This window comes from Phenylobacterium sp. (assembly GCF_046290725.1).
In the GTDB taxonomy this organism is placed as follows: Bacteria; Pseudomonadota; Alphaproteobacteria; order Caulobacterales; family Caulobacteraceae; genus Phenylobacterium.
Window position 1 is genome coordinate 1359851 of the sequence record NZ_JBKBUH010000001.1, and the last position, 22095, is coordinate 1381945.

Here is a 22095-nt window from a genome sequence, read left to right on the forward strand (position 1 = left end):
GCTCAATAGACCACGACCGAGCGGATGCTCTCGCCCGCGTGCATCAGGTCGAAGGCCTTGTTGATGTCCTCCAGCGGCAGGACGTGGGTGATCATCGGGTCGATCTGGATCTTCCCGTCCATGTACCAGTCGACGATCTTCGGCACGTCGGTGCGGCCTCGCGCGCCGCCGAAGGCGGAGCCGCGCCAGACACGGCCCGTCACCAGCTGGAAGGGGCGCGTGGCGATCTCCTTGCCGGCCTCGGCCACGCCGATGATCACGCTCTCGCCCCAGCCGCGATGGCAGGCCTCCAGCGCCTGGCGCATCACTGTCGTATTGCCCGTGCAGTCGAAGGTGTAGTCGGCTCCGCCGTCGGTCAGGGCCACCAGATGGGCCACGATGTCGCCCTCGACCTCCTTGGGGTTCACGAAGTGGGTCATGCCGAACTTTCGGCCCCATTCGGCCTTGGCGGGATTGACGTCGACGCCCACGATCATGTCGGCGCCAACCATCTTCAGGCCCTGGATGACGTTGAGGCCGATGCCGCCCAGGCCGAAGACGATGCAGTTGGCGCCCGGCTCCACGCCGGCGGTGTTGACCACCGCGCCGACGCCCGTCGTGACCCCGCAGCCGATGTAGCAGGCCTTGTCGAAGGGGGCGTCGTCGCGGATCTTCGCCACCGCGATCTCCGGCAGCACGGTGTGGTTCGCGAAGGTCGAACAGCCCATGTAATGGTAAATCGGCTGGCCCTTGTAGGAGAACCGGCTGGTCCCGTCGGGCATCACGCCCTTTCCTTGCGTGCCGCGGATGGCGGTGCAGAGGTTGGTCTTGCGCGACAGGCAGCTTTTGCACTGGCGGCACTCGGGCGTGTAGAGCGGGATCACGTGGTCGCCGGGCTTCACGCTGGTCACGCCGGGGCCGACCTCCAGCACCACGCCGGCGCCCTCATGACCCAGGATCGAGGGGAAGATCCCCTCGGAATCGAAGCCGTCCAGCGTATAGGCGTCGGTGTGGCAGATCCCGGTGGCCTTGATCTCCACCAGCACTTCGAAGGCCTTGGGACCTTCCAGCTCGACCTCGACGATCTCGAGCGGCTTCCTGGCTTCGAAGGCGACGGCGGCGCGGGTCTTCATGGCGGGAGTCTTTCGCGTTGAGGCTGTGGGCCGAACAAAGTCCACGCCGTGCGTCGGGGCAAGGCCGCGGCCGTCGATTTCCTTGGAAACTATCGGCGCGCCCTACCGGTTGACCCTCGAACCGACGGAGGACGCCCGATCATGAAGCCGGAGAACCACTGCGAAACCGCCCTCTTGCGGCTTCAGCGGATCGTCACCCTGGCCTCGCGCGACGACGCTCCGATCACGGCCCGCGAAGCTTTCGAGCAGATGGTCGAGGAGCTGGAGCTCGCGGGCTTCGGCTCGCCCGAGCTGGATGCCGAGCTTCTCGCCGACACGGCCGCCCGTCACTGACGCGCGCTGCGGCGGGCGTCGATCGGCCAGACCTCGAAGCCGCCGGCCTCGTCCACGACGAAGAGCGCATCGTGCAGGTTGACGGTCGGATCGCAATGGCCGGGCTGCAGCCAGACGATATCGCCCGGTTTCGGGGCGTCCTCGGGCCAGTCGACCTTGGGATCCCAGTCGATATCGGAGATCGCCTGGGCGAACTTCAGCGGATCGCCCCCCGCCTCCCGCAGCCGGCCCAGCGTCGCCGGGTGGAAGATCGCCCCGTGTTCGTCGCCCATCGGCCGCCAGCGGGCCCTGGCCGGGGCGCCCGCGACCACCCGCGCCGGCGGGCCGTCCACGGAATGGGCCTTCAGGCCGGCGTCGCAGGTGACATGGGTCTTGTGGTTGGCGGAGACCACGCTGGCGACGAGGAACAGGGCCGGTTCGAAGGGCCAGGGATCGCCGTCGGGCGACCCGCAGTCGTCGTACTCCACATCCATGAAGGCGTAGGAGCCGGCCTGGAGCTCGGTGAAGACGCCGGAGGCGAGGTCGGCGGCGAAGGTGCCTGTACCGCCCCCGGTGACGACGGCGGGCGGGAGGCCGGCTTCGGTGAGGGTCTGCACAAGGCCGGCGAGGTCGTCGCAGGCCGCCTCCCAGCCGCCGTGCCGGGCGCCGAGGTCCGAAAGGTGCTGCAGATGGCCGGCATAGGCCTGGACGCCGCGATATTCGAGCCCGCCGGCCTGATGGGCGTCGCGGGCCAGGTCCAAGGCCTCCATGGGGGTGACGCCGGTCCGATGCTGGCCGAGGTCGAGGTCGATCAGCACGCCGACGGTCGCGCCAGCCGCCACGGCGGCGTTGGAGAGCGCGACGATCTGGGCGCGGCTGTCCACCACTGCGGCGATCCGAAGACCACGCCGGGCGAGTTCGGCGATCCGGGGCGCGGCCCAAGGGGCCTGGGGCGAGGTGACCAGCAGGTCCTCGATCCCCGCCGCGGCGAAGGCCTCGGCCTCGCCCACGGTCTGGCAGCAGAGGCCGACGGCGCCCAGCTCCACCTGACGGCGGCCGAGGGTCGAACACTTGTGCATCTTGCCGTGGGCCCTGAGCTTCACGCCCGCGGCGTCGCAGAGGCCTTGCATGGCGGCGAGGTTCCGCTCCAGCGCGGCGCGGCGGACAACGAGCACCGGCGTCATTGGCGGGCGGAAGCCCACGGGCGGGCCGAGTAGGTCGGGCATGGCGCCTCTCATCTGAAGTTCAGTCCAGATGAGAGGGTTTTATGCGCCGGCGCCAGGGGAGGGCGTCTATTTCTTCGGCTTCGCCGCCTGAACCTCGATCTCGACCATCATGCCCGGGGCGACCAGCCCGGCCACCTGGCTGGTGATGCGGGCGACCTTGTTGGGCTGTTCGGGCGTGCCGAAGAACTGGTTGTAGCCTTCCATCATGCCGGCGAAGTCCATGCGACCGCCCTTGTCGGGATCGCCCACCAGCAGCACGCGCATCATGAAGATGTCGCCCATGCCGAGCCCCTGGGCCTTCAGGATGTCCTCGATCCGCTTCAGCACCCCGACGGTCTGGGTCTTGGTGTCGCCGAACTCCGGCGGCGTTCCGGACGGGGCGCCGGCGTTCAGGGCCGGCGGCGTGATGCCGCTGACATAGACGATGTCCGTGCCCGCCGGCACCACGGCCGCCTGCAGGATGGGCGAGGTGGGCGCGCCGATCCGCTGCACCTGCGCGGCGGCGGGGCTGGCGGCCAGGACGGCGGCGGCCAGGGCGGGCAGGATCAGGTTTCGCATGCGGCGTATCTCCCTTGGTGAACGGTCATAGGGCGCAGGTTGGCCGCGCCTTTCAAGCGGCGGCGAGCGCATGCTCGCGCACCTGGGCGGTCAGGGCGGCGATGGCGCGCTGGGCCGAGAAGATCGCCCCTTCCTGCCATCCCGGCGTCTGGCTGAGGTGGGCGCCGGCGAAGTGCACGCGCCCGTGGGGCTGGTTCAGCAGCATGTATTCCGGCGACTCGAAGTGCCCCTCCTGGCCGCCGCGGCTGCCCGGCCAGCGCGGCCAGGGGCCCATGTTGAAGGGCACCTTGCTCCAGTTCACCACCACCGGCTTTTCCAGGCTGGCTTCGTGGCCTGGGTGCAGCCGGCCCACCACGCCCCGGGCGATCGCCGCCTGCTCGGCTAGGGTGCGCCTGGCGAACGCCTCCGCAGGAGGGCCCGAACCGTAACAGGCCAGCAGCATGCCCCGCTCGGCCCCCAGGTCGTTTGAGGGATACCAGACCAGGTTGGTCTCTCCGCCCACAAACGAAATGCCGCCGTAGATCTGCTGCCGCTCCCAGAACCGCGGCGCGTCGAAGCCGATCTTGTTGGAATAGTCGTTGGGCACGGCGGCGATGGCCCTCTTCACCGGCGTGTCGAAATTGGTGTCGAGCTTGGCCAGCAGGGCGAGCGGAATGGTGATGACCGCATAGTCCGCGGTCAGCGTGTTTTTCGCCCCCGAGGCTCTGTCCTTCCACGCCACGGCGACGCCGCCGTCGCGGGCGCGGATCTGCACGATCTCGGCGTTGCGGACGATGGGGCTTTCAATGGCGCGTTCGAAGCCATCGACGACCCGGTCCATGCCGCCCACCGGCTGGAACATGGTCGCCTGCATGTTGATGTTGTCCTCGAAGAGGATCGCCGGGAGCTGCGGATTGGCCAGCAGGTCGCGCAGAGGCAGGGGCGGGCGCGGCATGGCGAACTGGTCGGCGGCGCCGGGAACCTGCAGCAGGCCCGATCGCTCGGTGCCCTTGAAGGCCATGTCCGCGTCGAGATCGCCGTAGAAGCGCAGGAAAGGCAGCAGCTTTTCCCGATCCTCCGCGGTGAGCTCCTCATCCAGGGCGCCCTTGCGGATCGCCTTGGCGAGCAGTTCGGAGATGTGGCCGCGAGTGTCGTTCACCCCTTGCCGCATCTGGACCGGCTTGCCGCCGCCCGAGCCCTCGGCCAGCAGATAGGCGCTGCGGCTGGAATTGATCTCCACCTCCAGGGGCACGCCCAGCTTTCGGCAATAGGAGAGAAGCCCGTCGTGGTGGCTGGGAATCCGGGCCGGCCCCGCGTTCATGTAAAGCCCCTCGGAGAAGGCCACGGTCTGGGTCGCCTCGCCCACCATCTCGACCTTGGAGCCGTTGCGCAGGGTCCAGTTGCGACCGCCCAGCCGATCGCGGGCCTCCAGCAGGGTGACCTTGAAGCCGGCCCGCTCGAGTTCGTAGGCGCAGACCAGGCCGGCGATCCCGCCGCCGAGGATGGCCACGCTGCGCCCGCGGCCGGCGTCCGCGCCTAGGGCGGGCCCCGCCGCCGCCGCCGCCACGCCCGCCAGACCCATGACGCGCATGGCCGCGAAAGCCGCGCCCGATCCCCCGGCCGCCCCGACCCGATGCAAGAACAACCGCCGACTGATCGCCATTTCGCGAACTCCCCTCAAACACGCCGGGCCGCATCACCGGCCAGGGCGGGGCGAAGCTTCAAGCCGGAGACGCATGCTTCCCGCGGTTCACGGCGGCTTTGACCAAAAATCCAGCGAGCGCGGCCCAACTATTCCGCATCTCGAGGTGACGGCATATGTGTGTTCGTGTCGATTGGCTCGCTCTGTCTAAAAATTCACCGCTGGAAACCAGGCATATGCGAGGATTTTGAACAGAGACTATGGCAAGATTGCTGTTCTTTTGCCGGAAAGTCATCTCATTCGGCGATCTTGTTGACAGAGATTTGGATTCGTGGGGAGCTTGATAATTATCAATTGGCGCTCGTTGAAATATAACGACGGGAATGCGATCCCAGCGCGGGTCGTGAAATACGATGTGGGGGAAACTTACCGGGCCGGGCTCTTTTAGAGTCACAAAAGTGGTCGGCATGAATCTGCTCGCAATTCCCGGTGATTGCCGGCGAAGTCAATATAGGCGCTCGATCAACCGAAGTTATCGGGCGACTAGGATTCACTATACAAAAGCACGAAGCCTGAAAGCTTCGCTTTCGCGTCCTCGTGCGCGACTTCGACTGTTTCTCATCACCTGAGCCCGGCGCGAACGGGCGGATCCAGCGGCCGCACGGCCGCGATTGCTGTGGGGGCAATAGACATGAAATCCAGATCGACCCTGAGCCTGCTCGCCGGCGTATCGCTCGCGAGTCTTCTGTCGGCCGGCGCGGCCCAGGCCGATGACCAGACGCTGGAGGAGCTGGTGGTCACCGGCTCGCGCGGGCTGCCGCGGACCGTGCAGGACAGTCCGGTGCCGATCGACGTCCTCTCGGCCGACGATATCAAGCAGGTGTCCTACAGCGATACGAACGATGTCCTGAAGACCCTGGTGCCGTCCTACAGCCTGGCCCGGCAGCCGATCTCCGACGGCGCCACCTTCATCCGCCCGGCCACCCTGCGCGGGCTCTCCAGCGACAAGACCCTGCTGCTGGTCAATTCCAAGCGCCGCCACCGCGCGTCGCTCGTCACCATCGGCGGCGACGGTTCGCAGCCGCCGGATGCGGCGACGGTGCCGGCCTCGGCCCTGAAGAGCGTGGAGGTGCTGCGCGACGGCGCCGGCGCCCAGTACGGCTCCGACGCCATCGCCGGCGTCATCAACTTCCTGCTGAAGGACAATTCCAGCGGGGCGTCCCTGACGGCCATGGCCGGCCAGTACTACAAGCGCGACGGCGAGGAGATCACGGTCAGCGGCAATCTCGGCCTGCCGTTGACGGCCAAGGGCTTCATCTCGCTCTCGGGGGAGTACTCGACCGTTCAGCCGACCTCCCGCGGCAAGCAGTACTGCAACGTCGGCGTCCCGAACCTGGCGCCCGGATTCTGCGTGGACGCGTACGCCGCGGCCAATCCCGCCTATGCGGCCCTGGTCAAGCGCCCGGTGGTGCAGAAGTGGGGCCAGCCCGAGATGGAGGCCTTTCGCGGCTTCGTGAACTCCGGGATCGAGTTCGACAACGGTTCGAAGCTCTATGCCTTCGCCAACTATTCCAATTCCAAGGCCAAGGAGGACTTCAACTATCGGCCGCCGGCCGATGTGGGCTCGACGGGCACCATCGTCGACGATCTCGTCCACCTGCAGGACGGCTCTCTTTTTTCGTTCCAGTCGCTGTGGCCGGCCGGCTTCACGCCGCAGTTCTTCGGCCAGGTCACCGACTACAGCCTGACCGGCGGCTACAAGGGCGAATGGGGCGAGAAGTTCACCTACGACCTGTCGGCCCGCTATGGCCGCAACAAGATCAGCTATACGCTCACCGACACCTTCAACCCCTCGATGGGGCCGGCCTCGCCGAGCGAGTTCTACGACGGCGACCTGATCTCTTCGGAATACGCCTTCAACGCCGATTTCACCTATGAAGTCGGCGGGCCGTTCCACTCGCCGGTGGTGGTGGCCTTCGGGGCCGAGTTCCGCAACGAGAGCTATGAGATCGTTCCGGGCGACGTCCCGTCCTACATCGCCGGGACCTTCGCCGTGCCCGACCCGTTCGACTTCTGCACCAACGAGGCGAACGTCGCCGACCGCACCTTGCGCCCGACCGCGCCGCAGAACGCCGGGATCGTCTGCAATTCGAACACCATCGTCCGCAACGGCGTGACCATCACGAACCCGGTCTATCGGACCCTTCCCGTCGGCTCGAACGGCTTTCCGGGCAATACGCCGGCCTATTCGGGCGAGCTCTCGCGGGAAAGCTATGCCGGCTATGTGGAGGCCTCGGCCGACATCACCGAGAAGCTGTTCGCCACCCTGGCCTTCCGGGCGGAGAACTTCTCCGACTTCGGCGACACCTTCGACTACAAGCTGGCCGCCCGTTACGAGATCACCGACGCCTTCGGGATCCGCGGTTCGGTGGGCACCGGCTTCCGGGCGCCGACGCCCGGCCAGCTCTTCACCACCAACGTCTCGACCCGCGTCGACAACGGCGTGACCATCGCCTCGGGTCTGTTCCCGGCGACCAATCCGGTGGCCAAGTTCCTGGGCGCCAAGGAACTGGAGCCGGAGAAGTCGTTCAACCTCTCCTTCGGCCTGACCGCCAGCCTGTTCGACGGGCTGAATGTCACGGTGGATTTCTACCAGATCAAGCTGGAGGACCAGTTCTATGCGGTGACGCCGATCACCGTGACTCCGGCCATCCGCGCCCAGCTGCTGGCGGCCGGCGTGCCGGGCGCCGACACCATCGGCCAGGTGCAGTTCTTCCAGAACGCCTTCGACTCCACCACCAAGGGCATCGATATCGTCGCGACCTACAATATCGGCTGGGAGAACGGCCAGACCACCCGGCTGATGGGCAGCTTCAACTACAACAAGTACAAGATCGACACGGTCCCGACCTTCTTCGACGCCGAGGCGGTGTTCGACTTCGAAAACGCCACGCCGCGCTGGCGCAGCGTGCTGACCGCCTCGCACCATGTCGGCCCGTTCGTCTTGCTGGGCCGAGCCAACATCTGGGGCCCTTACGAGAACCAGTACAGCACCGCCAATCCCGTCCGGCAGAAGTGGGATCCGCTGGTTCAGATGGACGTGGAGGCGACCTGGAACATCACCGAGGCGCATAGCCTGACGATCGGCGCGCGCAACGTGTTCGACAAGTTCCCGGACCCCGACCTGATCGGGGAGTCGGCCACGAACGGCCGGATCTACCGGTCCGACACGATCCCGGACTGGCAGGGCGGCTTCTACTTCGTGCGGGTCAGCGCCAGCTTCTGACGGGTAGAGGGAAGGGCGCTCGTCAGAGCGCCTTTCCCATCCGCACCAGCGGCACTCGGACGCCGGTAGAGGCGACGGCCTCGAAGGGCTCGATCCGGCGATAGCCGCAGGCGGCGTAAAGGGGCTCCCCCGCGAGGGTGGCGGCCAGCTGGCACGACCGGAACCCTTCAGCCCGGGCGCCCTCCTCGCAAAGCTCAAGGATGCGCCGTCCGACGCCGCGCCGGGCGAAGCCGGGGTCGGTGTACATGGCCCGCACCCGCGCAGGTTCGGTCGCCGGGTCGACCAGGGCTGCGTCCCGGCCGCCCGTATGGTCGCCGCCGAACAGGGTCGCCCGCCGGCTCCAGCCGCCGCAGCCGGCCAGCGCGCCGTCGATCTCGACTACGAAATAGGTCCCGTCCTCGATCAGCTGGGTGTCCAGCCCCATGATCTCGCGCGAGGCCGCCACCTGCTCTGGCGTCAGGAAGGCGGGAAGGAGCTCGGTGATGGCCCGCTCCATCAGGGCGCTGAGGGCCGGCATGTCGACGTCGAGGGCGAGGCGGGCGACAAGCGGCGAAGTCATGCTCAGCGCCTAGCTTCCTGCCCGCATTTTGTCACGCCGCAAGCGTGATCGCCGCCCGGCGCGGCCCCAGCTTGGCGCGGATCGCGCAATGGCTTACCAGCAGGGGATGGTCAGCGCCTTCGATCTGTTCAAGCTGGGCGTCGGCCCTTCCAGCTCCCACACCATGGGGCCGATGACGGCGGCGGGGCGTTTCGTCTCAAGCCTGCCCAAGGGCCCGCCGGCCGCCCGGGTGGAGGCCGTGCTCTTCGCCTCCCTGGCGCTCACCGGCCGCGGTCACGCTACGGATCGAGCGGTGATCCTGGGCCTGATGGGCTTTGCGCCGGCGACCATCGATCCGGACGCCGCCGACCGGGCGCTCGAACAGGCTGCCGCGGAGGGGCGCCTGAAGCTCGGCGGCGAGGGCCCCGAGATCGCCTTCGACGCCGCCCGCGATATCCTGTGGGAGGGGCGCAAGCGCCTGCCGCAGCACCCCAACGCGCTTACCTTCCGCGCCTTCGACGCCGCGGGCGTCCTTCTGGCCGAGCGAACCTATTTCTCGGTGGGCGGGGGCTTCGTGAAGGACGAGGCGGAAATGGCGGCGCCGGCGGCTGCAGCGGAGGGGCCGCCGGAGCCCTATCCCTTCGCCTCGGGCGCCGAGCTCCTGGAGCAGGCCGACCGCGCAGGGCTTTCCATCGCCCAGCTGATGCTGGCCAACGAGACGGCGCTCCGGCCGCCCGCGGAGGTGGAGGCGGGGCTCGACGCCATCTTCGCGGCCATGGAGGCCTGCATCGATCGCGGCGCACGCCAGGAGGGCTGCCTGCCAGGCGGCCTGAACGTGCGCCGCCGTGCGCGGCAGGTGTTCAACGAGCTCAGCGCCCGGATGGAGCGCAACATCTCCGATCCCCTGGCGGCGCTCGACTGGGTGAACCTCTGGGCCCTGGCGGTGAACGAGGAGAACGCTTCCGGCGGACGGGTGGTGACGGCGCCGACCAACGGGGCGGCGGGCCTGCTGCCGGCGGTGCTGCGCTATTACGACCGGTTCCATCGCGGCTCGCCGGAGGGGCGGCGCACCTTCCTGCTGACCGCGGCGGCCATCGGGGCGCTCTACAAGAAGAACGCCTCCATTTCGGGGGCCGAGGTGGGCTGCCAGGGCGAGGTGGGCGTCGCCTGCTCGATGGCCGCGGCCGGGCTGACCGCGGCGTTGGGCGGCACCAACGCCCAGATCGAGAACGCCGCCGAGATCGCCATGGAGCACAATCTGGGCCTGACCTGCGATCCCATTGGCGGTCTGGTCCAGATCCCCTGCATCGAGCGCAACGCCATGGGGGCGGTGAAGGCCATCGACGCCTCGCGCCTGGCCCTGCTGGGCGACGGCCAGCACACCGTCAGCCTCGACAAGGTGATCGCCACCATGAAGCGCACCGGCGAGGATATGAGCGAGATCTACAAGGAGACCTCGCTGGGCGGCCTGGCCGTCAATGTGGTGGAGTGCTGAGGCGTCCTCAGGCCGCCACCAGCCGGGCGAGTTCGCGGTTGAGGAGCTGGAAGTTCACCGGCTTGCGGATCAGGGGCGCGTCGATGAACCGGCCCTCCGGATCAACCATCTCGTAGCCTGTGCAGAAGACGAACGGCACGCCCGCCGCCTTGAGCTCCGCCGCCAGCGGATAGACCGCCCGGCCGGAGAGGTTCACGTCCAGCAAGGCCGCGTCCAGATCCTCGTTCGCATGGGCCAGCGCCAAGCCCTCGGCTAGGGAATAGCCCGGCCCGACGACCGTCCAGCCGGCCGCTTCCAGCGCCGAGGCGAGCTCCATGGCCAGCAGGGTTTCGTCTTCCACCACCAGGATGCGGCGCGCCTTGCCGTCCGGCGCGGCCGCGGGCGTCGGTCGCTCCTCCTGAGGCGTGGGCCTGGCCGCGCCCTCCGGCTTGAACATGGTCGAGCCCAGGCGGATCGTCGCCCGCAGGCCCTCCGGACGCCATTCCCGCTCCAGCGCGCCCTGGAGCTGCTTGTTGACCACGTCGTCCAGCAGGCGGGTCCCGAACCCACTGTTGGCGGGCGCGCTCGCAGTCGGGCCGTCCCGCTCGGTCCAGCAGATCTCCAGCTGGCCCTCGTCGTCAATGGACCAGGACACCTCGATCGAGCCGGCCTCGGTCTTCAGGCCGCCGTGCTTCACCGCATTGGTGGCCAGTTCGTGGAAGACCAGGCTGACCGGCTGCACGGCGTCGGCCACCAGGGTGAAGGCCCGGCCCTTGAAGCTCGCCTGGCCGGCGCGGGCGTAGGGCGCAATCTCGTCGGCGATCACCTGGCGCAGATCTGCGCCCTGCCACCGGCTTTGGGAGAGGAGCGAATGAGCCCGCGCCAAGGCGGCGATGCGCCCCTCGACCGCGGCGGCGTACTCCTCCTTGGTGGCGGCCTTGGTCATGCGCACCAGGGACTGGGCGACGGCGAGCGCGTTCTTGGCCCGATGGTCGACCTCGCGCGCCAGCAGGATGCGGGCGTCCTCGTTCTGCTTGCGCTCGGTGATGTCGCGCAGGATCACCGTGGCCAGGTGCTCGCCGCCCACCTCCACATGCGAGATGGAAGCCTCCAGCGGGAACTCCTCGCCATTGGCGCGCAGCCCACTGACGGCGCCCAGTGCGCCCATGGTGCGGGTGGTGACGCCGGCCTCCCGGAACCGCCGGATGTGCTCGTCGTGACCTCGCCGGAACCGCTCGGGAATGAAGCGCGCCAGGGGCTGGCCGAGCGCCTCGGCCTGGGGAACGCCGAACATGCGCTCCGCAGCGGGGTTGAAGAGGACGATGCGGTGCTGCTCGTCGACCGTGATGATCGCGTCCATCGCCGATTCGACGATGCCTTCCAGTCGTCGCTGGCTGTCGCTTTCACGATCCTCGGTCCGCATGGCGCGCCCCCCGTCGTGCAGTGGTCATGGTGCGATGTTCCACTGTTCCGGGCGGTTCGCACAATAGGCGTTCTGCGCCGGCGGAGGCGCGGAATCCTTAACGGGCTTGGAACCGGGGCGCGCTTGCCCGCCAGGCTTCGCCCAAGGCGTAGAAGTCGAGGTTCTCCGCCGCCACGGCGTCCGCGCCGGGAATGATCGCCCAGGGAATCGCGCTTTCCACATAGAGCTGGGCGATCGGAACCGCCCAGCTTGCATCGTCGAACGTGCCGGCCCGCAAGCTGGCGTAGTCGGGCGCCGCGACGGCGCGCACCAGCACCCGCACCCGACATTCCGGGCAGAAGCTGTGGTCGAGCTCGCGCCCGGAGGGCGAGGTCATGCGCGCCACCTCCGGCTCGCCTGCGATCTCCAGATCCGCGGTGCGGACCACGACGGTGAGGGCGAAGGCCGAGCCCGAGCGGGTCTGGCAGTCGTGGCAATGGCAGGCGTAGACCAGCAGCGGCGCGGCGTTCAGGCGATAGCGGATCGCCCCGCAGAGGCATCCGCCCGGCAGCGGCAGGTCTACGACATCCATTTCAAGGCATGCGATAGAGGCCGCACAGCTTGTTGCCGTCCAGGTCGCGGAGATAGGCGAGGTACATGCGGCCCCCCGTCCCTTCCCGCACGCCCGGCGGGTCTTCGATGGAGACGCCGCCCGCCGCCAGGCCCGCGGCGTGCCAGGCGTCGACCTGTTCGCTCGAGCTGCAGGCGAAGCCCAGCGTCGAGCCGTTGGCGACAGTGGCCGGCTCTCCGTCGATCGGGAGGGAGACGGAGAAGACGCCGGTCGGGCTGCGATAGAAGACGCGGTGACGGTCGACGAAGCCCGGCCCCACGCCCAGCGAGCCCAGCAGGGCGTCGTAAAAGGCCTTGGCCTTGTCCAGATCGTTGGTCCCGACCATCACGTGGGAGAACATCGGCGTCCCTTCCTGCCTTGTTGAGGCGCCTAGCTAGCCTGCGGGAGAAGGCGCTGTCACGCCCAGCTTGACCGAACTCAAGGCGGATCGGCGTTTGGCGCTCCAGCGTGCCGAACGCACGGAGGCATAGGCGTGGCGGGCAAGGCCTGGATCGGCGGGGTTCTGGCCGCGGCGGCTCTGGCGGCGGTGGTTGGAACCTGGGCGGCCTACTCGCGCGACATGGCGGACGCCCGTGCGCGGATCGAAGGGCGCAGCACCGTCGTGCAGAGCCCCTGGGGCCCCATCGAGTATGCGACGCTGGGGGAAGGGCCTCCCGTCCTGGCCATCCACGGATCGGGCGGCGGGTTCGACCAGGGGCTGGCCATGATCGGCCCGCTGGCGAAGCACGGCTATCGGCTGATCGCCCCCTCCCGCTTCGGCTATCTGCGCAGCGGCCGGCCGGCGGACGCCTCGCCGGAGGTGCAGGCCGACGCTCTGGCCTGGCTGGTCTCGCACCTGGGCGAGGAGAGGGTGATCGTCGCCGGCGGCTCGGCCGGGGCGCTGCCGGCCCTGCAGTTCGCCATCCGCCATCCGGACCGGACGCAGGCCGTGGTGGTGCTGGTCCCCGCCGCCTATGCGCCGGACCGGCCGCCCGGCGAGAACGCCATGGGCGGGCCCGTGGGCGAGGCGCTCACCCTGACCCTGCTGCGGTCCGACTTTCTGTTCTGGGCGGCGATCAAGCTGTTCCCCGACGCCATGACCCAGGCGGTCCTGGCGACTGACCCGGCCCTGGTCCATGCTGCCGACGCCGCTGAGCAGGCGCGGGTGAAGTCGATCCTCCAGGGCATACTGCCGGTCACCCGGCGCGCCGCGGGACTGGCCGACGACACCCGCTGGGCCGGAACCCCGCCGCCCTATCCGCTCGCGCGGATAGAGGCGCCGCTGCTGGCCGTGAGCCTCCAGGACGACCTCTACGGCACCTACGCCGCCGCCCGCCACACCGCGGCCGGCGCGCCGAACGGGCGGTTCGTCGGCTATCGCACCGGCGGCCACGTCTGGGTCGGCCGCGAGACGGAGATCTGGGACGCGGTGGCGCGGTTCCTTGTGGAGACAGAGCCTGTGGCGCAGGCGCGAGCTGCGGGGCAGAGTGCAGCCAGCAATTGAGGTCGCCGCACGAAAGGAACCCGCCTCATGGCGATGGCTGCGATCATGTGGATGCTCCTGGCCGCCGGTGGCGCGCCCGACGCCTTCTCCCCCGAAGGACGAGCGCTCATCGCAGCGGTGCAGGCTTCCCTGGACGAGGTGCGGGCGCAGCATGCGCAGTCGCCTCCGCCGCAGGATGACGCCGAGCGGTTGGTGCGGCTGGGCGAGCTGGATCAGGCGCCGCGGCGGGTGGTGACCAGCTTCGATTTCTCCACCATTCCCTCGGTCGAGCGGGAGGCGGTGCTCCGGGCGGCTGTCGCCCCGATGGAGGCGACGGACGAGGCGAACCAGGCCGAACTCCTGAAGCTGCTGCCCGCGGAGGGCTGGTTCCTCCGCAGCCGCTATGGCGAGAAGGCCTCGCGGGCGGCCTTCCACATCGTGCAGCATGCCGGGCCGGACCTGCAGCGCCGCTTCCTGCCCGTGCTGGAGGGGCTGGTCCGGGTCGGCGAAGTGGACGGCCAGAGCTTCGGCATGATGTTCGACCGCGTGGCGATCTCCGAAGGACGTCCACAGCGCTATGGCAGCCAGTTCCGCTGCGACGGCGGCAAGTGGCGGCCCTACCCGTTGGAGGAGCCGGCGCGGGTCGAAGCGCTGCGCGCCGAGATCGGCTTCGGCTGGAGCTTCGCGGAGAACAAGGCCCGGATGGAGGCCGCGCCGCCCTGTCCCCAGACGCGTTCTCCGCCGCCGCCGGAGATGAAGATGGACTGAGGCGGCGAGCAATACGCGGCAGATGTGGTCGAGGAGCGATTTACGAGTCCATTTCAGCAGCCTAGCTTCGCGCCATGATGTTGCGGGTTGGCTGCGCCATTCTTGCTTTCGGCTTCGGATTTGTGCCGACTTGTGCGGCTACGGAGGAGGAGGCGGCGCCTGTGGCTGCAGTCGTGTTCCGGCCGCTGCCGGGAGCCGAGAAATCGCTTCAGCGGCTCGGTCCTGCCGGCCCCTTCTATCCTGAAAAAGCGGTGCGATATCGCAAGGACGGGCAAGCCGTTATTGCGTGCTTCGTGTCGGACGGTGGCGAGCTTCAGCGCTGCAAGATCGTATCGGAGTCGCCGAAAGGCTTCTTCTTTGGAGAAGCTGCTCTGGCCTTGGCTCGAAACCGGCGAATCCTCGCTGAAGCGCCTCATGAGGCAGGCCGGGCTCAGCAGTTCGTTGTTCCATTCGAGCGGGCGAAGTGAAGATTGCAGGGGGCTTCTATCGCTCACATTACCGCGGAAGATCCGCCCGCCTATCGAAGCCGTAGGTCGTCGCCAGGGTCGAAGGGCGCTGGGGGAACGTCTGGGCGCACGCCGTCAGGGCTTCAGACTCCGCCGTTTCCAGCGTGCGGCGGAAGGCGAGGTGTTCGACGAGGCAGAAGAGCGAAGCCTCCGGGAGGCTGAGCTCGCGCAGCGGGAGGCGCTCGAGCAGGTCTGGGAGCCGATCATCGAGCCGGGCGAGCGCGCCGTTGAGCCCGCTTGCGGCCCTGACCAATAGAGGTTGTCGGCGGGCAGCCTCGCAACTTCGAGCCCTAGCCCTGCTTCCACACCCCGCGGGCGACGATGGCGAGGTGGCTTTCGATCAGGTGCTCCCGCTCCACCCACGGAAAGGCGGGTTTGGCGATGATCAGGGAGACCAGGCCATGCATGGAGAACCAGACGCTTTGAGTCAGGGTTTCCACATCGATGGGGATGGTCAGGCCGCGCGCGTGGAGCTTGGCGATCTCGCCGCGCAGCACGCCATAGGTGGACTGGGTGGCGGGCGACAGCGCGATGTCCTGGGGCCGCCATAGGGCGCGGGCCTGGGCGCCTTCGGACATGAAGGCGATCTTGTACATGTCCGGGTTCTCCAGCCCGAAGTCCACATAGATGCGCAGCATCCGCGCCATACAGGCCGGCGTTTCGACGGGACCCCCGTCGCCGTCGGCGAGGCGGGCGGCGAGCAGGGCGAAGGCGCGGCCGTGCAGCTCGCGGCCGATATCGTCCTTGGTCGGAAAATAGGCGTAGAGCGTCGGCTGGGAGACGCCCACGGCCCGGGCGATCTGGCGCGTGGAAACGTTGGCCACGCCATGTTCGGTGAACAGCCTCAGGGCGGCGGCCAGAATCTCTTCGCGGCGTTCCGCCCCCTGGCCCTTGGGTTTTCGCGGCGAGCGCCGGCCGGGCTCATTCATTCCTGCATGCCTGTCATGAGAGGCCCGCGCTTGACAATCGGTGATTATCTATCACTGATTACCTATCACCGATCGGAAAAGAAGGACAACCCATGCTCGGACGGCGTCTCCCAACATCGCGCCGCCTTGCGTCGGGAACGGCGGCGGCGGCCCTGACCCTGGCCGCCGCCGCCTGCACCTCCGGGGACTCGCCGGTCGCCGAGGCCCCGCCGCCCGCCGTGGAGGCCGTGGCCGTGCAGGCGCCCGCCGCCGCCGCCGCCCTGACCGCCACAGGCTTGCTGGAGCGGGGGCGGGAGATGACGCTCTCCTTCCGGATTCCGGGCGTGATCGTGCAGCTTTCCGCCGACGACGGGGAACGGGTGCGGGCTGGCCAGGTGCTGGCCCGGCTGGATCCCACGGGCGTCGCCGCGGCCGAGACCCGCGCCGACGCCGAGCTGGAGCGCGCGCGGCGCGACCTTGCGCGCGACGAGGCGCTGTTCGCCCAGGGCTTCGTCAGCCGCCAGCGCCTGGACGACCGGCGCAGTGCGGTGAAGGCGGCGGAAGCCGCCGCCCGGGCGGCCGCCTTCGACCGGCGCTGGGCGACGCTCTCATCTCCCGCCGACGGGGTGGTGCTGCAGCGGGTGGCCCAGGCCGGCGAGGTGGTCCAGCCCGGTCAGGCGGTGCTGCGCATCGCCGATGAGACAAGTCCCCTGATCCTGCGTGCGCCCCTGGCGGACCGCGACGCCCCTCGCGTGCGCATCGGCCAGCCGGCGACCGTGCGGGTCGAAGGCCTGGCCGAGCCGATCTCGGCGCGCGTGGCGCGGATCGGCGCCCGGGCTGGGGCGCAGACCGGCGCGGTGGAGGTCGAGATCGAGTTGCCCTCCGTCGCCGCCCTTTTCAGCGGTCAGGCCGCGTCGGTGGAGCTCGCCGTCGCGCCCCAGGCTGGCCCCGCCTATGCCCGCGTACCCGCCGAGGCGATCCTGGAGGCTGACGGGACGCGCGCCTTCGTGCTCGTCGTCGAGAACGGAACCGCGCGGCGCCGGGCGGTGAGCTTCGGCGGCTTCGACGGCGACGAGGCGCTGGTCGAGGGGCTGGCGCGCGGCGCGCGGGTGATCACCGCCGGGGCCGGCTTCGTCGGAGACGGCGAGAAGGTCCGGGTGGTCGATCCGTCCCGCCTGACCGCCAGCCTGGATGCCAAGGCGGCCGCCCAATGAGGTTCGACATCGCCGCCTTCTCCGTTCGCAACTGGCAGTTCACCCTGGTCGCCTTCGGCCTTCTGGCGCTGCTCGGAATCAATGCGCTGGCGACGACGCCGCGTTCGGAGGATCCGCACTTCCCGATTCCGGTGGTCGTGGTTCGCGCCGTGCTGCCGGGCGCCGAGCCGGCGGAGATGGAGCAACTGGTCGCCGACCCGATCGAGGACGTCCTGGCCGGCCTCGACGACGTGGCCGACATCTCCTCAACCAGCCTCGACGGCGCGGCGGTGGTCAGCGTCGAGTTCGACTGGAGCGTCAATCCGGAGCGCAAGTACGACGAGGTCGTACGCGAAGTGAACGCCTTGCGCGCCAACCTCCCTCAGGGCCTGACCCGGCTGGAGGTTCGCCGGGTGCGGACGACCGAGGTGGCGGTGGTCCAGGTTGCGCTCGTCAGCGACCATCTGCCGATGCGACGGCTGGAGAAGCAGGCCGACCGCCTGCGCGAGCGGCTGGACCGCGTGGCCGGCGTGCGGGAGGCCCGCTACTGGGGCGCCACGCCTGCGGAGGTGCGGGTGGCGCTGGACCTGCCGAAGCTCGCGGCCCTGCAACTGCCGCCGACGGTGGTGGCCGACGCCCTGCGGGCGGCAGGCGCCGAGGCGCCGGTGGGCGCGGTGCATGCGGGCGAGCGGCGGTTCAACGTCAAGGCGGGCGGCGCCTTCCGCGACCTCTCCACCGTGGCCGACACGCCGGTGCGCCGCCAGGGCGGGCAGGTGGTCCGCGTGCGTGACGTGGCCGAGGTCTCCTGGGCCGAGGCGGAAGCCCAGCACCTGACCCGTTTCAACGGTCGTCGCGCGGTGTTCGTCACCGTCAATCAGAAGGACGGCGCGGACATCGCCAAGGTCACGGCGGGGGTGGAGGCGGCGCTGGCCGATTTCGAAAAGACCCTGCCGGCCGGCGTGAAGCTGGAACGCGCCTTCGCCCAGGCGAAGAACGTGGAGCACCGGCTTTCGCGCCTGTTCCGCGACTTCGGTCTGGCCCTGGCGCTGGTGACCATCACGCTGCTGCCGCTCGGCCTGCGCGCCAGCGGGGTGGTGATGATGTCGATCCCGCTCTCGCTGCTCATGGGATTGGCGGCCATCCAGGCGCTCGGCTTCACCGTCAATCAGTTGGCCATCGCCGGCTTTGTCCTGGCGCTGGGGCTGCTCGTGGATGATTCCATCGTGGTGGTGGAGAACATCGCCCGGCACCTGCGCGAGGGAGCCGATCGGGTGCAGGCGGCCATTGCAGGGACGCGGCAGATCACGCTTGCGGTGCTGGGCTGCACGGCGACCCTGATGTTCGCCTTCCTGCCGCTGCTCGCCCTGCCCGGCGGCTCGGGGGCCTATATCCGCTCCCTGCCGGTGACGGTGCTCTGCACGGTGGCAGCTTCCCTGATCGTGGCCCTGACCATCATTCCCTTCCTCGCCAGCCGCATGCTGTCGCGCCACGAGGATCCGGAGGGCAACCGCGTCTTCCGGGCGGTGAACGGGGCGATCCACCGGTTCTATTCGCCGCTGCTGCACCGGGCGCTGGCGCGGCCCTGGGCGGCCCTGGCGATCATTGCGGCGATCTGCGCCACCACGATCCCGATGCTGGGGGCGATCGGCTCGAGCCTGTTCCCTCCCGCCGAGACGCCGCAGTTCCTGGTGCGGGTGGAGACCGCCGACGGCTCCTCGCTCGCCCGCACGGACCAGGCCCTTCGCTATGTGGAAAAGCGCCTGACCGCCGAGCCGAAGGTGGAATGGGTCGCCGCCAACCTCGGCCGCGGCAATCCGCAGATCTTCTATAACCAGGCCCAGCGCGAGACCCAGACCAGCTATGCCGAAGTGTTCGCCTCCCTGAAGGCCTGGGAGCCGGGGGAGAGCCCCAAGGTGCTGGACCGGCTGCGCGAGGACTTCGCCGCCTATCCCGGCGCGCGGATCAGCCTGATCGTCTTCGAGAACGGGCCGCCCCTGGAGGCGCCGGTGGCCGTGCGCCTGACCGGCGACAACCTGGAGGTTCTGAAGAGCCTGGCGGCGCGGGCAGAGCGCATCCTGAAGGCGACGCCGGGGACGCGCGACGTGGCCAATCCCATGCGGCTCGACCGCACCGACCTCGACCTTGGTATCGACGAGGCCAAGGCCGCCGCTCTCGGCGCTCCGGCCGGCGCCGTGCGCCGCACGGCGCGGCTGGCCCTGTCGGGCGAGGAGACGGCGCGCTTCCGCGATCCCGACGGCGACGACTATCCGGTGCGGGTGCGCCTGCCGATGGGCGAGCGCAACGAGCTTTCGGCGCTTTCACAAGTTTATGTGCCGACGCAAAGCGGACAGGCCGCGCCGCTGAGCGCGCTCGCCCAGCCGAGGTTCACCGCAAGCCCCGCCCAGATCACCCGTTACGACCGGGAGCGGACGGTCACGGTGACGGCCCAGGTGCGGACCGGCTTCCTCACCTCCAAGGTCACCGAGGAAGCCCGCGCCCGGCTGGAACGCGAGCTGGAGCTGCCGCCGGGCTACCGCCTCTCGTTCGGGGGCCAGGCGGAAGCGCAGTCTGAGAGCTTCGCAGGCCTGGGCGCGGCGGTGCTGGTGGCGGTGTTCGGCATACTGGCCGTCCTGGTCCTGGAGTTCGGCAAGTTCCGCACCGCCGTGGTGGTGGCCGGCGTGATCCCGCTCGGCCTGTTCGGAGCGGTGACGGCCCTGTGGCTGACCGGAAATTCGCTCTCCTTCACCGCCACCATCGGCCTGATCGCCCTCATCGGCATCGAGATCAAGAACTCGATCCTGCTGGTCGACTTCACCGAACAACTGCGCCGCCAGGGCGTCGCCTTGCGCGAAGCGATCGAACGCGCGGGCGAGGTGCGGTTCCTGCCGGTGCTGCTGACCTCGGTCACCGCCATCGGCGGCCTGACGCCGCTCGCCCTGGAGGGATCGGGCCTCTATTCGCCGCTGGCCATCGCCATCATCGGCGGCCTGGTCACCTCGACCCTGCTCAGCCGGGTGGCGACGCCGGTCACCTACTGGCTGCTGTCGCGCGGCGAGGAACGGCGCGCGCACGCCTCGGCCCCGGCCGCCCTGGAGCCGGAGCCGCGGGCCGCCTGAGCCGCGGCTGGACGCGGCGTGCGGCCCGGGCCAAGCTTCGGCCATGAGCCTTCCGCCGCTTCCCGCCCAGCCCGCCGGCACGCCCTGGCCCACCGACGAATGGCCCCTCGGCGACCTGCCTGGCGCCCTGGACCGCCCCGTCTTCGACGCCCTGGTCGCGCAGGCCTTCGAGACCGACGCCTTCGGCGAGACCCACGCTCTGCTGATCGTCCAGGAAGGACGCATCGTCTTCGAACGCTATGGCGAGGGGTACGGGCCGGAGAAGACCTATCCCTCCTGGTCGAAAGCCAAGAGCATCACCCAGGCCCTGGTCGGCCTTCTGGTGGGCGACGGCAAGCTGGACGTCTCGCGCCCCGCAGCCGTTCCGGAATGGCAGGGCGCGGACGATCCGCGCCAGGCGATCACGCTCGATCACCTGCTGCGCATGTCCAGCGGCCTGAGGTTCGTCGAGGACTATGTGCCCGACCATCCCTCCGACGTGATCGCCATGCTGTTCGGACCGGGCAAGGACGACGTGGCCCATTTCGCCGCCAGCTTGCCCCTGGAGCACGCCCCGGGGAGCTGGTGGTCCTACGCCAGCGGAACCAGCAACATCGTCGCGCGACTGGCCGGGGAGGCGGCCGGCGACATGCGCAGCTTCATGCAGGCGCGGCTGTTCGATCCGCTGGGGATGAAGAGCCCGATCCCCAAGTTCGACGCGGCCGGCACCTTCATCGGCTCCTCCTTCTGTTTCGCGACGGCCCGCGATTTCGCCCGGTTCGGCCTGCTCTACCTGCGCGACGGGGTCTGGGAGGGCCGCCGACTGCTTCCGGAGGGCTGGGTGGATTATGCCCGCACCCCCACGCCGCAGCAGCCGGGGGTGACGGAGGGCCGGTACGGCGCGCATTGGTGGCTGGACATCGCCGGCGAGGGTTCGTTTTCCGCCAACGGCTATGACGGCCAATACACCGTGCTGGCGCCGGATCTCGACCTTGTGCTCGTCCGCCACGGGGCCACGCCGCTGGACAAGAAGGACGCACTGAAGGTCTGGGTGGGACAGCTGGCGGAGACCTTCCGGTGATCTGGGCGCCGCTGCTGCTGGCCGGGGCGGCGGGGCTCGGCGGCTTCCTCTATCTGCGCGGCAAGCTCAACGACGAAGACGTGCCGGTCGTCGCCAACCTCTTCCCGCCGGGTGCTCCGCGCCGCGTGCTGGCGGTCTGGGCTCATCCCGACGACGAGATCACCTGCGCCGGAACCCTGGCGGCCATGGCTCGCGCCGGGGCCGAGGTGCACCTGCTCTACCTGACCGCAGGCGAGGCGGCGCGGGACACCGGCTATTCTCCGGAAGAGCTGGCCGAGGTTCGCCGCGGCGAAGCCCAGGCCGCGGGCGAGGTTCTCGGCGTCCGATCGGTGGAGGTGCTGGCCTTTCCCGACGGCGGGCTCTCGGCCCTCGACCCTGTCGCGCCCAAGGCCGCCATCGCCCGCAAGATCGCCGAGGTGTCGCCGGACCTCGTCATCGGCTTCGATGAGAAGGTGGGCTTCTATGGTCATCCGGATCATGTGAAGGCCGGCCGCTGGTTGCGTGAGGTCGTGGAGGAAAACCCCGGAAGCGTGCGCCGGCTCTGGCAGGCGACCCTGCCCAGGGCGCTGATCGCGCTGGCGCTGAAGCTCGTCCAGGCCTTCCGCGACCACTATCCCACCGAGCCGGAGCGCGGCCTGCCGGCGCCCGACGTGGCGGTGCGCATCTCAAGCCAGGCGACGGCCAAACGGCGCCTGCTGGACGCCCACACCTCTCAGGCGAAGATCATCGCCGACGTCCAGCCCTATTACGATCGCGTCCCGGCCTGGCTCTACTACCGACTTTTCGACCGGGAATATTTCCACCTGGCGCTGGAGCGCTGAGACCTACCGGGACCAAGAGGCGATCCGGTCCGCGTTTGGATCGCGCCCGGCGTTGTCGGGCGGCGCTGCGCCTGTCATGTTGGGGTTCCGGAGCGGAAGCG

At 69.3% G+C, this 22095-nt stretch carries 19 protein-coding genes; 10 read left to right on the top strand and 9 right to left on the bottom strand.

Annotation, left to right across the window (positions count from 1 at the left end; all coding sequences use genetic code 11):
• Positions 1-2: 2 nt before the first annotated feature.
• Complete coding sequence (locus ACK41C_RS07220; protein ID WP_409652108.1) at positions 3-1112, bottom strand: S-(hydroxymethyl)glutathione dehydrogenase/class III alcohol dehydrogenase; 1110 nt, start codon at positions 1110-1112, stop codon at positions 3-5.
• Between the two features lie 141 nt (positions 1113-1253).
• Here ACK41C_RS07220 and ACK41C_RS07225 point away from each other — a divergent pair, with 141 nt between their 5' ends.
• Positions 1254-1445 (top strand): hypothetical protein, encoded by a 192-nt coding sequence (locus ACK41C_RS07225; RefSeq protein WP_409652111.1) that lies wholly within the window; start codon positions 1254-1256, stop codon positions 1443-1445.
• Here the strand turns inward: ACK41C_RS07225 and ACK41C_RS07230 are convergent.
• The 3 genes from ACK41C_RS07230 to ACK41C_RS07240 form a co-directional block, all read right to left on the bottom strand.
• A complete protein-coding gene (locus tag ACK41C_RS07230; RefSeq protein ID WP_409652114.1) occupies positions 1439-2650 on the bottom strand; it encodes an alanine racemase in 1212 nt (403 codons plus the stop codon). The genes ACK41C_RS07225 and ACK41C_RS07230 overlap by 7 nt on opposite strands.
• Positions 2651-2716: 66 nt before the next feature.
• Positions 2717-3208, bottom strand: a complete 492-nt coding sequence (locus ACK41C_RS07235) for a RidA family protein (RefSeq protein WP_409652117.1) — start codon at positions 3206-3208, stop codon at positions 2717-2719.
• Between the two features lie 52 nt (positions 3209-3260).
• Positions 3261-4850 carry a flavin monoamine oxidase family protein gene (locus ACK41C_RS07240; RefSeq protein WP_409652120.1) on the bottom strand — a complete coding sequence of 530 codons (1590 nt, stop codon included), beginning with the start codon at positions 4848-4850 and terminating at the stop codon, positions 3261-3263.
• A 670-nt stretch (positions 4851-5520) separates the two neighbouring features.
• Between ACK41C_RS07240 and ACK41C_RS07245 the strand changes: the two genes are divergently transcribed.
• On the top strand, positions 5521-8115 hold the full coding sequence (locus tag ACK41C_RS07245; protein WP_409652123.1) for a TonB-dependent receptor plug domain-containing protein: 2595 nt from the start codon (positions 5521-5523) through the stop codon (positions 8113-8115).
• 22 nt (positions 8116-8137) lie between these two features.
• On the opposite strand, the gene ACK41C_RS07250 is transcribed toward ACK41C_RS07245, so the two are convergent.
• Positions 8138-8674 carry a GNAT family N-acetyltransferase gene (locus ACK41C_RS07250; RefSeq protein WP_409652125.1) on the bottom strand — a complete coding sequence of 179 codons (537 nt, stop codon included), beginning with the start codon at positions 8672-8674 and terminating at the stop codon, positions 8138-8140.
• A gap of 106 nt (positions 8675-8780) precedes the next feature.
• Between ACK41C_RS07250 and ACK41C_RS07255 the strand changes: the two genes are divergently transcribed.
• Entirely contained in the window at positions 8781-10148 is a 1368-nt protein-coding gene (locus ACK41C_RS07255) for an L-serine ammonia-lyase (RefSeq protein ID WP_409653956.1), read from the top strand.
• A 7-nt stretch (positions 10149-10155) separates the two neighbouring features.
• On the opposite strand, the gene ACK41C_RS07260 is transcribed toward ACK41C_RS07255, so the two are convergent.
• From ACK41C_RS07260 to ACK41C_RS07270, 3 genes are all read right to left on the bottom strand, one after another.
• Positions 10156-11550 carry a PAS domain S-box protein gene (locus tag ACK41C_RS07260; protein WP_409652129.1) on the bottom strand — a complete coding sequence of 465 codons (1395 nt, stop codon included), beginning with the start codon at positions 11548-11550 and terminating at the stop codon, positions 10156-10158.
• 97 nt (positions 11551-11647) lie between these two features.
• Positions 11648-12121 (bottom strand): GFA family protein, encoded by a 474-nt coding sequence (locus ACK41C_RS07265; protein WP_409652132.1) that lies wholly within the window; start codon positions 12119-12121, stop codon positions 11648-11650.
• Position 12122: 1 nt separating this feature from the next.
• Positions 12123-12500, bottom strand: a complete 378-nt coding sequence (locus tag ACK41C_RS07270; RefSeq protein ID WP_409652135.1) for a VOC family protein — start codon at positions 12498-12500, stop codon at positions 12123-12125.
• A 132-nt stretch (positions 12501-12632) separates the two neighbouring features.
• On the opposite strand from ACK41C_RS07270, the gene ACK41C_RS07275 reads away from it, so the two are divergent.
• The 3 genes from ACK41C_RS07275 (at position 12633) to ACK41C_RS07285 (ending at position 14857) form a co-directional block, all read left to right on the top strand.
• Positions 12633-13643, top strand: coding sequence for an alpha/beta fold hydrolase (locus tag ACK41C_RS07275; RefSeq protein ID WP_409652138.1), 1011 nt, complete (start codon positions 12633-12635; stop codon positions 13641-13643).
• 27 nt (positions 13644-13670) lie between these two features.
• On the top strand, positions 13671-14390 hold the full coding sequence (locus ACK41C_RS07280) for a DUF6624 domain-containing protein (protein WP_409652141.1): 720 nt from the start codon (positions 13671-13673) through the stop codon (positions 14388-14390).
• Between the two features lie 161 nt (positions 14391-14551).
• Positions 14552-14857: a TonB family protein gene (locus ACK41C_RS07285; protein WP_409652144.1), complete on the top strand. Its 306-nt coding sequence runs from the start codon at positions 14552-14554 to the stop codon at positions 14855-14857.
• Positions 14858-15186: 329 nt separating this feature from the next.
• Here the strand turns inward: ACK41C_RS07285 and ACK41C_RS07290 are convergent, their stop codons facing one another.
• A complete protein-coding gene (locus ACK41C_RS07290) occupies positions 15187-15825 on the bottom strand; it encodes a TetR/AcrR family transcriptional regulator (protein ID WP_409652147.1) in 639 nt (212 codons plus the stop codon).
• A gap of 92 nt (positions 15826-15917) precedes the next feature.
• Here ACK41C_RS07290 and ACK41C_RS07295 point away from each other — a divergent pair, with 92 nt between their 5' ends.
• The 4 genes from ACK41C_RS07295 to ACK41C_RS07310 are packed head-to-tail and all read left to right on the top strand — an operon-like array spanning position 15918 to position 21994.
• Entirely contained in the window at positions 15918-17018 is a 1101-nt protein-coding gene (locus tag ACK41C_RS07295) for an efflux RND transporter periplasmic adaptor subunit (protein ID WP_409652150.1), read from the top strand.
• Positions 17015-20113 carry an efflux RND transporter permease subunit gene (locus tag ACK41C_RS07300; RefSeq protein WP_409652153.1) on the top strand — a complete coding sequence of 1033 codons (3099 nt, stop codon included), beginning with the start codon at positions 17015-17017 and terminating at the stop codon, positions 20111-20113. The genes ACK41C_RS07295 and ACK41C_RS07300 overlap by 4 nt, the downstream gene beginning before the upstream one ends.
• 43 nt (positions 20114-20156) lie before the next feature.
• Positions 20157-21173 (top strand): serine hydrolase domain-containing protein, encoded by a 1017-nt coding sequence (locus tag ACK41C_RS07305; protein WP_409652156.1) that lies wholly within the window; start codon positions 20157-20159, stop codon positions 21171-21173.
• Positions 21170-21994 carry a PIG-L deacetylase family protein gene (locus ACK41C_RS07310; RefSeq protein WP_409652159.1) on the top strand — a complete coding sequence of 275 codons (825 nt, stop codon included), beginning with the start codon at positions 21170-21172 and terminating at the stop codon, positions 21992-21994. Before ACK41C_RS07305 ends, ACK41C_RS07310 begins: the two co-directional genes overlap by 4 nt.
• The last annotated feature ends 101 nt before the right edge of the window (positions 21995-22095 follow it).